Genomic DNA, 9,338 nt, shown 5'->3' with positions numbered 1-9,338 from the left:
CGGCGATGACCTGGAGGTTCATGCCGTGGCGGCGATGCTTTCCCGAGTAGTGGGGCCGGTCGGCGGCGACCCGGTCGATCGAGACCAGGGTGCCGTCGAGCACCAGGTAGGGCAGCCCGGCTTTGACCGCTTTGGCCAGGACGGAGCCGAGTCTGGGCGATCGGGCGACGCGACAACGGCAGCGAAGCACGGTACAAAAGCACGTGAAGCCTCTGGTGGGGACGGGACGTTGTAGGAGACCAACCGTCCTACCAGGGGCTTCTTACGTCCGACACCGCCCACGCCGCCCGCGATCACGCTGTGATCAGCGCACACGGAACTGCCCCTGAAAAGGCTCACTGTGCGCCTCTCGCGCGGCCTCTCTCCAGTGAACCCTTCTCGGAGCGTTTCGACTCTTGTCGCCGAAGGGCGGCAGTGACCGTCGGCGGGCGCCCAGAAGCCCCGCCAAGGTGAGGGAGTCGCGAGCCCTCCGTTGGCCTGCCGTACATCCAACTCATGGGTGTCCAGCAGGACCGTCCCGGCGATACCTTCACTCGGTTGCCCCTGAAGCGGGCCCTTGACCAGGGCCCAGAAGAGCCCGCTGCTGCGATCGGCCAATCCGGTATCGGCGTAAATCCGCCCAGGGGCTTCATGCCGCGTGGCGCAACGCGGCAACCGGGCATCGACCGGATCGAGCGGGTGCTGACCACCGGCTCGTGACGGCGGCGCTGCTGTGGCCTGAGCTTGCTGGCTTGTGGTGTTTCCGAAACCGGCAGTCGGATGGCGCCAGCGATGGTTAGCCGCACTGTCTGTTCGGGGGCCCTGTTCGGCCTCCTGCTGACTAGATGCACGGAGCACTGGGGAAGGTTGTGATGGCTACGGCGCCGAACCTTGTCGTGGCGGGGTATCAGGGCGCCGCGCGGAAGCTCCGGGAAACGGGCGGTTTCCGGTCATGTACGGTGTCGCGTCCACGTCAGGGCTTCGGGAGCTGTCCAGGAGCGACGCGCTCGGTTTCCAGGCCGCCTTCATGTTCGCGCCGGGATTCGATGAGGGCCTCCCGGGCGCAGGGGGTCGCCGTGCTGGTGAACGGGCTGGTATGCAACGGCTTCAGCGTGCTCGTGCATGTGTCCTTCACCGAGCGCGGTGACGTCTTCGACCCCGAAGTGGTGGCGGCGGGCAAGCAGCTGAGGATGGCCGACCCGCTGGTAAGACTCGGCATCGCGGAGCCCGATCCTTTGACCGAACCGCCTCCGCCGCCAGGACCTTGGGCGACTCCTGGACGACCGGCCGGACACACCACCGTCCTCCGTGCGCGACCAATGGGCGCAACCGCCGGGCAGCCGGCTCCAAGGCCACCCGCTTGGCCTACCCGATGGGCGGGCCTCAGGGCGGGCGAATGGCTCCCGGCTCCGCACCGGCCATTCCCGGCACCTCACAGTACGGTTCCAGCACCGGACCCGCGAACGCCTTGGCGGCTGCCGCGATCACGTCCGCCCCGACCGTCCCACCTGTCGACAGGCATGGCACGGTGATCGCTGCGGCCTTGGCGAAGGGTCGGATGGGCAAGATCAAGACGACCGTGAACCCTGCGGACCATACGGCGAGGCGGCTGCAGGACATTGGACGGGCGGGATACGCCATCGTGGTCGATACCAATTTCCAGCACGCTGACGTTGCTCGCTACCTGAGCCGGCAATCCCCCATAATTCTCGATCTACTACAGGCACCGGATGTGCTCTCAGCGCATTCGATTCGACAGTATCTTGCCTATATCCCGGACATCGGTCTTTGCGTGGTTCCTGGCCCGCCGGACGCGGTCAGCGCCGATCCAACGGCGATCAACTCGATGTTGTATCGACGCATTCCCACCGTTCTGCGACAGGTGTTTTATTTCGTGTTCACCGACACTCCGGTCGCCGACCTGCATCACGCGACCTTCGTCGACCTGATCTTGCCGCAACCCGACGCGATCCTGGTTCCCGTCGTGTCCAACCGGGTGACAGCGGAGGCCGCCCGTGCCTGGCCCACCGCCATCACCGGGCTGCGGAAATCACGAGCGTCGTGAGCGACGCCTTCGTCTTCGTCGCTCTGATGATCATGCGACCGCCCGGTCGATGGAAGCAGCTTCTCAATCTTAAGCCCGCGTAGCGCGAGCCCTGACCGGAAAGGACCCGATTCGATGATGATGGATCAACAGCCTGCCTCAGGACTTGATTTCTGGGATTCGCTGGGCGTGGAGGATCCCGCGGAACAAGCGCTGCCGGATCCGCAGGACAAGCGTGTGGCAGGTACCAGGACGGATCGCCCCCAAGCCAACTCGGTGGAAGCAGCATCCAATTCGCGAGAGACCATGCCGGTCACAGACGCTGAGCCGAGCACGACAGAGAGCGATCCTCCTCCCGGCACTCCGATGCCCTTCGCCAATTCGTCTCCCTCCGTAGATACTCGGGAACTCGGCCCGGGCACGCCGCCAGAACAGGCTCCGACGCGTGCGGGCAAGGATGCTCCCGAGGCGGGCGATGATCAAGAACCGTCTCCGCCGCCTCTTTCGGCGGAGCCCGCGGGAGGCCCGGCCACGGGGAGAGCCTCCAGGCCACCGAAGGATCCGACGCCCGCACCCGCGCCGGACAAGGGCTGGGAGGGCGCCGAGCAGATCGCAACGTCGATCAGGCCTCGACTCGCTCAAATGTGGCTTGACGTGCTCGTTCGGGAGACCGGTGGCGACGAGCTCACGGCACGCAGGGTGCACCATGTGCTCTACGGCCAGCACTTGATCGGTGAACTGTGGCAGGACAAGACCATCGTCGAGGTGCACATTCGCGGCACGCGGGTGTTGGTGGTCGACAATCGCGGCATCCGCGAAGTCTCCGGCTTCCCCACTGCCGCCGTGGCCGCCCGGGCCATTGAGGCCGTCGAAGCCGCGAAGGAGCGGATGAGGGCCATGGTCACCCGCATTGGAGACTCCGTCGTGGTGAGCCGCATCGACACCAAGCCCCTGACCCTGTCCGATCTCATCACGTCAGGGGCGCTTACCGAGGACCTGGCTTCCCAGGTCGGGAGCGCTCTCGAGCACATGGATGCGGTGACGGTCATCGGTCCTGCCGCGCGTGTCGTGATCCGCGCGTTCGCGTCGCTTATTCCCCCGGAAAGTCGCGTCTTCGAAGGGTCGTATGGGATCCTGCCCGACGGCTGCGTAGCCGCGGCGAGTCCACTGGACGCCGACTATGTCATCGGTGTGCGCCCAGGTGTGCCAGCGGAGCCGATGGCCGCGGCCGGCCAGGTCGGAGCCCTCATCGCCAATCCGGAGACCGACTTCCGCGCGGCCGTCCGGCTCGTCGTCTCGGGGCGCATCTCGTCCATCCGAAAAGTCACCAGGGTGCAAGACCCCTTCTGAGTCCAAGATCGGCTGAGTCTGAGCGATCGACATTTCCCAGCCCAAACTCAGTGATCCTTTTCCACCCTGATGGCGCTGGGCGTTGCACGGTGACCGGTTCGGTGCGGCCCGAGGCGGTGGCCCGGCCCGCCGCAGCCCGCGTAGCGCCCGGACCTGGTCGGAGGTGAACGGGTTGGGGCTGGTGCGCAGCAGCTCACGGGTCTGCGGGTCGAAAACATCAGCGTGGCGGGTTCGATGCGGATACCGACCGGGCGGCCCCGCAGGATCCCCGCGGCCAGCACCATCCGGCCGCCCAGGCCGACGTTGACGTTCTTGTTGTGTTGACGGGCTGGTCGACCTCGACGGCGTCCCCGTCCTCGGCGGTGATCAAGGGGGACTCACGGTCACTTGCGGGGAGATCGCCGAGGAGGCCCAGGTCAGCGGCTCGCCAGCTCAGGCGTTGGGTTCATGATCGGCTTTGCAATGCCGGATATCAGGGGTTCGAATCCCCAGTAGAGGCAGCCGGTTCAGCCCAGGTCGGAGGAGCCGACCTCCTCGAACATCACAGCGTAGACGATCAGGACCACGGAGGCGCCGCCCAAAAGCCAGTGCGTGACCAGCCACCAGCAGCTCACCCACTTGGTGGCCACGGCGGCGATCAGTGGCGCGGCCATGATCCCCCAGGCCAGCAGGGTCAGAAGCCCGGCCAGCAAACCGCCCGAAGTGGTGCTGCTGCCGTCGCGATAGTTGGACATCTCGAAGCCAGCCCAGATGAGAAGGGTCATCAGCGCCGACAAAGCCACATGGACGGCGAGGTAGAGGACTTGAAAATCGTGCTCATACCCCGGTGATCACACTGATCAATTCGAAGATCACCCGATTCAGTATGGCCGAAGTCCGAGATGCCTCCGGCGGAGCCTCCGACTCTGCCCGCGAGGAGGATCGGAACGACCCGTAGCGACAACGACTGGATCTTCGCCTCGTTTTGATCACTTGGATCGTTTAGCCTGGTCACAGGCCTTACGTTGCCAGGCATGCCGGTGGATTTCTTGTCTGATGAGCAGGTGGCCAGGTACGGGCGATTCGCGGCGGAGCCGTTGCCGGGTGAGCTGGAGATGTTCTTCCGGCTGGATGAGCGGGCGTTGACGCACGCCAGGTCGAAACGAGCGCCGGCGAATCGGCTGGGGCTCGCGGTGCAGTGGGGCGCGGTGCGGATGCTGGGCTCCTTCGTGACCGAGGACCTGAAGGCGGTGCCGGAGGTGGTGGTCCGGTTCGCCGCGGCCCAGGTCGGCGTCGACCCGGCGGAGTTCGGAGCGTATGCGGAGCGGTGGCAGAGCCGGTACGAGCATGCGTGGGAGGTCCGGGACGCCTTCGGCTACACCGAGTTCGAGTCGGCGGAGGAGCAGGTATGCGTGATCGACTGCGGTGGGCACTCCGAAGACGTCCTCCGCTCCGCCGTCCAGGTAGCGAACTTCGTCCTGCTGGCCACCACCGCATTCAAGGCCGACCTGCGACGCATCGCGCCCACGTTCCAGAGGTCGAGGAGATCCTGATCGAAGTCGGAGCCGTCCAGAAGGCGGTCGCGTGAGCGCGAACCCCCAGCCCCGCCGGCGGAACAAGAAGGAAGGCCAGCCCGAGTCGACGATGGTGACGTCGTAGTCATCCTCGACGGGGGCGAGCGCGCGTTCCAGGGCTGCCTCGCGGGCGCGCACCTGGGAGAGGCGGAAGTCCAGGAGGAAGCCGTCGGCGCAGGCGGGCAGGACGTGCAGGCGGCCGCCGGTTCGCTCGTCTGGCAGGGCCACGATCAGTTCGCCGATCTCTCCCTTGACTTCGCCTGCCATGTGCTTGGCAAGGCTGTCTTCCCCGGATGCGATCTGGGGGACGCCGAATTGGTTGGTCAGGTGGCCTTGTGAGTCGTAGTCGACGATCAGGACGCGTTCGCCGGTGTCGGCGGAGACCAACCCGTGGAAGCGGGTGGCCAGCCGCGCGGCTATTCGGTCGGAGGCGGCCCGGGTGACGGTCGCGCTCATCGTCGGCTCTCCGGCCTTTCGGACGCCGCGGCGAAGCGGCGACGCAGCCAGAGCGAGACGTAGACGAGCCCGACCAGCACGGGCACCTCGATCAGCGGCTCGACGACACCCGACAGGGCTTGGCCGGAGGTGCCGCCGAAGGTGCCGATTGCGACCGCGATGGCCAGCTCGAAGTCGTTCTCAGCGGCGGTGAACGCCGTGGTAGCGGTGCGCGGTGGGGCAGCCGGACGGCTCCGCGGTCGCGGCGGCGAGGGCGCCGATGCCGGAAGCGGTGATCGGGTCGGCGGCGGGTTTCCCGGCCATCACCTCGAGCGCATCCAGCGCCGGCCCGCCTGCCCGACGGCGTCACCGCTTCCACCTCGAATTGCCGTGACCTCAGCAGCCGCCGCCAAAGCCAAGTCGCAAGCTAAGACGAAGTCCGCAGAACAGGCGATCCGCACGCTTACCAAGCACGGCGAGCCGATCACCTTCCAGGCCGTCCAGCGCGAAGCCGGTGTCTCCCACACCTTCCTCTATGGCCACCCCGACCTCCGCGGACGGATCGAACGCCTCCGAACTCAAACCCGTCCGATTCCCGCACCAGCACCTCCGGCCGATGAACAGAGCACCCTCGTGCTCGCACTGACCAGCCAGATTGCTCGGCTCAAGAAGCAACACCGCCAGGAAGTCCAGGCTCTGCGAGACGCACTGGAGCGGGCTCATGGCGAGAACCTCGACCTCCGCCGCGAACTCGACCGCCGCACCGGAGGCACCCGACAGTCGCCCCAGACGACCGACCCCTGCTGACAACGTCGCATCCATCGAAGGAACGTCTTGACCAGCAAAGACACACTCCAATTAAGATCAAACCGGCGATAACGTCCGGCGGCCGCCACCTGTACTACCGAGCGCCGCAGGACGTGGTGATCGGATCGACGTCCGGCGGCGCCACACCGCTCGGTGCCGGGATCGACACCCGCGGGCCCGGCGCTGGCGGCCGCGCCGGCTACGTCGTCGGCCGGAGCGTGGTCGACGGCCGCGCCTACGAGATCGTCCGTGACGGTACCCTGGCGGTTCTGCCCGGCTGGATCACCGCCCTGCTCGCCCGCCCCGCCACCGGCCCCTCGCCGAGACGGCCCGGCGGCGGGCCGCCGGGCCGTGCACTGCCGGTGCGAGCGCCGCGCTCCGGACGGCACGCAGGGCGCGGCCTGCAGCCGTCCCGCGACCGCCGAGGACCTGCAGTGCGACGTGTGCCGCATCGGCTGCCACCCGCTCCCCCGATCGCAGCACCCCACGACCCGGCACCGCGCGTGCCTCTCCGCCCTCGCCGACCACGGGATGGCGAACCGATGACCCGGCCCCATCCCCGGCCGCCGAGCCAGCCGCCGGTGCGGTCGGTGAAGGTGCGGCTGTCGGGCGACGATGACGACGTGCGCCTGGTGGCCGAGTTGCTCGCCGAACAGCTCCCCCGCCGCCACCGCCGACCACGTCCAGGTCGGCGCCCTCTCGCCCGCCTACCCCAACCGCCGCAACGGCGGATCCCGCCGCTACATCGAGGTGTACGTCCTGGACGACGTCGCGCACGTCCGCGCCGAACCGGCCGACAGCGTCGGCAACCTGGCCGCGCTACCCGCCGCGCAAACCCGCTCGATCATCGAACACTGAACCGTCGCGGCGGCCGCGCCGAGTTCGCCGAGACGAACTGTCGGCGGGGCTGGAGACAAGAACGGTCCCCGGGGCCCGCACGCCCGCGGGCCCGGGGACCGAGGTCGTTACGGCCCGGCGTCCCCGCGCGGTGAACGGGGCAACGCTCGGCGCGAGAACCCGGGTCGTTGAGTTCGTCGATGCCCGAACCAAACACGAGCAAACACAGGTACTCCCGGAGGTCTCGGCCATTATCGTCCTAGTTGCGACCGCGAGAAGCAGAAACGTTTGTGCGTCGGTTTGAGCGACGGTTGCGGGGGCGCGGGGGGCGGTGATGTCGATGAGATTCAGCGACGGTGCCGTGCAGATGGATGGATGAAGGGCGGGCCGCGGTGCGGTCCCGCCCTTGGTGTGGGTGTCGTTGGCTGGAGTGGATCAGCCGGTGGTGTGTTCGGCTCGGGCGTGGGTCTGGGCGAGCCGGTAGGAGTCGGTGCCGGTCTCGATGATGTTGCCGCCGAAGGTGAGCCGGTCGACGATGGCGGCGCATAGGCGTGGGTCGGTGAAGGTTTTGGCCCAGCCGCTGAAGGCTTCGTTGGAGGCGATGGCCAGACTGTTCTTTTCTTCCCTCTCGGTCAGAACCTGCAACAGCAGCTCGGCGCCGCGGCGGTCGAGCTCCATGTATCCCAGTTCGTCGATGCAGAGCAGGTCGACGCGGCCGTATCTGGCGATGGTCTTGTTGAGCTGCTTGTCGTCGGCGGCCTCGACCAGTTCGTTGACCAGCTTGGTGGCCAGGGTGTATTTCACCCGATAGCCGGCCATGGCCGCTTCGGTGCCCAGCGCGATGAGCAGGTGGGACTTGCCGGTGCCCGAATCGCCGATGAGGCAGAGCGGCTCGCCCTTCCTCACCCACTCGCAGGAGGCCAGGTGTGGACGGTGGCGGGGTCGATGTTGGGGCTGGCCGCGAAGTCGAACTCGCGCAACGTCTTCTGCCGGGGGAACTGCGCGGCCTTGATCCGGCGTTCAGAGCGGCGCCAGGTGCCCAACCGGACCGTAGATCAAGAATCACAGTTCCGATGCTGGTCGACCCCCAAGTCAACGCGGAGCGCGGCCGGAGCCGACCCGGTGCTGCCGCGTGGATTACGCCGTGGGCTGATCTGCTCTGGGCGGAGGCGGCTGGGCGTGCGGTGGGGGCGCGCCTAAGTTCGGGGGTATGGACGTTATTCGGCTGCACCCGCGGCTCCACCAGGTTCGTCTGGCGTTCGGACAGTGCTACATCTGGGACGCACCCGAAGGGATCACCCTCATCGACAGCGGCATCCCCGGCAGCGGGCCGGACATCGCCGCGGCCGTCCGCTCCATCGGCCGCGACCCTGAGGAGGTGCGGCGCCTGTTCCTCACCCACTTCCATGAGGACCATGTCGGGGCCGCCGCTGACGTCGCCGGCTGGGGTGAGGTGGAGGTCCTCGCGCACCGCGCGGACGCCCCGTTCATCCGCGGCGAGCGCAAGGGGCCGCCGCCGCGGCTCCTCGACTGGGAGCTGCCCATCTGGGAGCGCGTGCAGGCCGGTCTCGGCGGCGTCGAGCGGCCCGCCCCCGTGCGCGTCGACCGGGAACTCGACGACGGTGATGTCGTCGACCTCGGCGGCGGCACGCAGGCCGTCGCCGTCGGCGCGCCCGGCCACACCCCCGGCAGCGTCGCTCTCCACATGCCGGACGAGCGCGTCCTGTTCACCGGCGACACCATCGCCCGCGGTGAGGACGGCCGGGTGATCCTCGGCGTCTTCAACTGCGACCCGCCGCTAGCCGCCGAGACGTTCGCCCGCCTGTCCCGGCTGGACGCCGACGTCGCCTGCTTCGGCCACGGCGAACCCCTCGCCGGGGACGCGGGCGAGGCCCTGCGCGCCGCCGCCGGGTAGCCGGTGCGGGCAAACAAACGGGGTGATCGGGTGCGCGGCGGGGGCGGCTTGCGAGAATCTGCCTCGAACCGACCCGCGAACCCCTGGGGCGTTGCTGAAACTCATCAACACGACACCCCGACGATCAGGGGCGTGGCCCAAACTCATCGACAAACGTTGCCGCTAGACGTGGACGAAACCAACGTGGTCCAGGACAAGCGCCGGGATGAGGACGAGCAGCGCCGGGACGAGGAGATGTGGCAGTGGCGGCGGGCGCTCAAGCCGATCGGCGCCGACGTCGCCGGCTCCCTCACCACCGGTCAGGTCCGCGCACTTAGAGGTCCTAACAGAATCAGCGGACGAGGTGTCGCCAGCAGATGATGGCTGCGGCGAGGGTCATGAAGGCCTCGTGGATGTCGTCGTGGATGTCGTCGGGGAT

9 protein-coding genes and 4 pseudogenes are annotated in these 9,338 nt (G+C 67.9%); 8 read left to right on the top strand and 5 right to left on the bottom strand.

Annotated features, from left to right (window positions below):
* Nucleotides 1-115, bottom strand: a pseudogene (locus tag AB0C78_RS50145) (IS5/IS1182 family transposase); the annotation flags it as partial.
* 380 nt (nucleotides 116-495) lie between these two features.
* Between AB0C78_RS50145 and AB0C78_RS50140 the strand changes: the two are divergent.
* The 3 genes from AB0C78_RS50140 (at nucleotide 496) to AB0C78_RS50130 (ending at nucleotide 3,373) form a co-directional block, all read left to right on the top strand.
* Nucleotides 496-699, top strand: a complete 204-nt coding sequence (locus tag AB0C78_RS50140) for a hypothetical protein (RefSeq protein WP_151600165.1) — start codon at nucleotides 496-498, stop codon at nucleotides 697-699.
* 838 nt (nucleotides 700-1,537) lie between these two features.
* Nucleotides 1,538-2,044: a hypothetical protein gene (locus AB0C78_RS50135; RefSeq protein WP_360762742.1), complete on the top strand. Its 507-nt coding sequence runs from the start codon at nucleotides 1,538-1,540 to the stop codon at nucleotides 2,042-2,044.
* Between the two features lie 621 nt (nucleotides 2,045-2,665).
* A complete protein-coding gene (locus AB0C78_RS50130) occupies nucleotides 2,666-3,373 on the top strand; it encodes a hypothetical protein (RefSeq protein WP_360762739.1) in 708 nt (235 codons plus the stop codon).
* A 506-nt stretch (nucleotides 3,374-3,879) separates the two neighbouring features.
* On the opposite strand, the gene AB0C78_RS50125 is transcribed toward AB0C78_RS50130, so the two are convergent.
* A complete protein-coding gene (locus AB0C78_RS50125; protein ID WP_360762736.1) occupies nucleotides 3,880-4,137 on the bottom strand; it encodes a hypothetical protein in 258 nt (85 codons plus the stop codon).
* 249 nt (nucleotides 4,138-4,386) lie between these two features.
* Here AB0C78_RS50125 and AB0C78_RS50120 point away from each other — a divergent pair, with 249 nt between their 5' ends.
* Complete coding sequence (locus AB0C78_RS50120) at nucleotides 4,387-4,905, top strand: DUF4158 domain-containing protein (RefSeq protein WP_360762748.1); 519 nt, start codon at nucleotides 4,387-4,389, stop codon at nucleotides 4,903-4,905.
* Nucleotides 4,906-4,998: 93 nt separating this feature from the next.
* Here AB0C78_RS50120 and AB0C78_RS50115 read toward each other — a convergent pair.
* A pseudogene (locus AB0C78_RS50115) lies at nucleotides 4,999-5,382 on the bottom strand (AAA family ATPase); the annotation flags it as partial.
* Nucleotides 5,379-5,594: pseudogene (locus AB0C78_RS50110) on the bottom strand (arsenical-resistance protein); the annotation flags it as partial. The pseudogenes AB0C78_RS50110 and AB0C78_RS50115, both read right to left, overlap by 4 nt.
* On the opposite strand from AB0C78_RS50110, the gene AB0C78_RS50105 reads away from it, so the two are divergent.
* Together AB0C78_RS50105 and AB0C78_RS50100 are read left to right on the top strand one after the other, a co-directional pair.
* A complete protein-coding gene (locus AB0C78_RS50105; protein WP_360762745.1) occupies nucleotides 5,542-6,168 on the top strand; it encodes a DUF6262 family protein in 627 nt (208 codons plus the stop codon). The pseudogene AB0C78_RS50110 and the gene AB0C78_RS50105 sit on opposite strands and share 53 nt — an antisense overlap.
* Nucleotides 6,169-6,783: 615 nt before the next feature.
* The gene (locus AB0C78_RS50100) at nucleotides 6,784-7,026 is read left to right on the top strand and encodes a hypothetical protein (protein WP_360762733.1); all 243 of its coding nucleotides are present in this window, start codon (nucleotides 6,784-6,786) and stop codon (nucleotides 7,024-7,026) included.
* A 414-nt stretch (nucleotides 7,027-7,440) separates the two neighbouring features.
* Here the strand turns inward: AB0C78_RS50100 and AB0C78_RS50095 are convergent.
* Nucleotides 7,441-7,941 (bottom strand): annotated as a pseudogene (locus tag AB0C78_RS50095) (ATP-binding protein); the annotation flags it as partial.
* A gap of 274 nt (nucleotides 7,942-8,215) precedes the next feature.
* Here AB0C78_RS50095 and AB0C78_RS50090 point away from each other — a divergent pair.
* A complete protein-coding gene (locus AB0C78_RS50090) occupies nucleotides 8,216-8,920 on the top strand; it encodes an MBL fold metallo-hydrolase (protein ID WP_360762730.1) in 705 nt (234 codons plus the stop codon).
* A 168-nt stretch (nucleotides 8,921-9,088) separates the two neighbouring features.
* A complete protein-coding gene (locus AB0C78_RS50085) occupies nucleotides 9,089-9,280 on the top strand; it encodes a hypothetical protein (RefSeq protein ID WP_360762727.1) in 192 nt (63 codons plus the stop codon).
* Nucleotides 9,281-9,338: the final 58 nt, after the last annotated feature.

It is taken from the genome of Actinomadura sp. NPDC048394 (assembly GCF_040651755.1).
GTDB classification, from domain to species: domain Bacteria; phylum Actinomycetota; class Actinomycetes; order Streptosporangiales; family Streptosporangiaceae; genus Spirillospora; species Spirillospora montaniterrae.
Note: the sequence above shows the minus strand (reverse complement) of the source record. Positions and strands in the feature narration are given on the sequence as shown.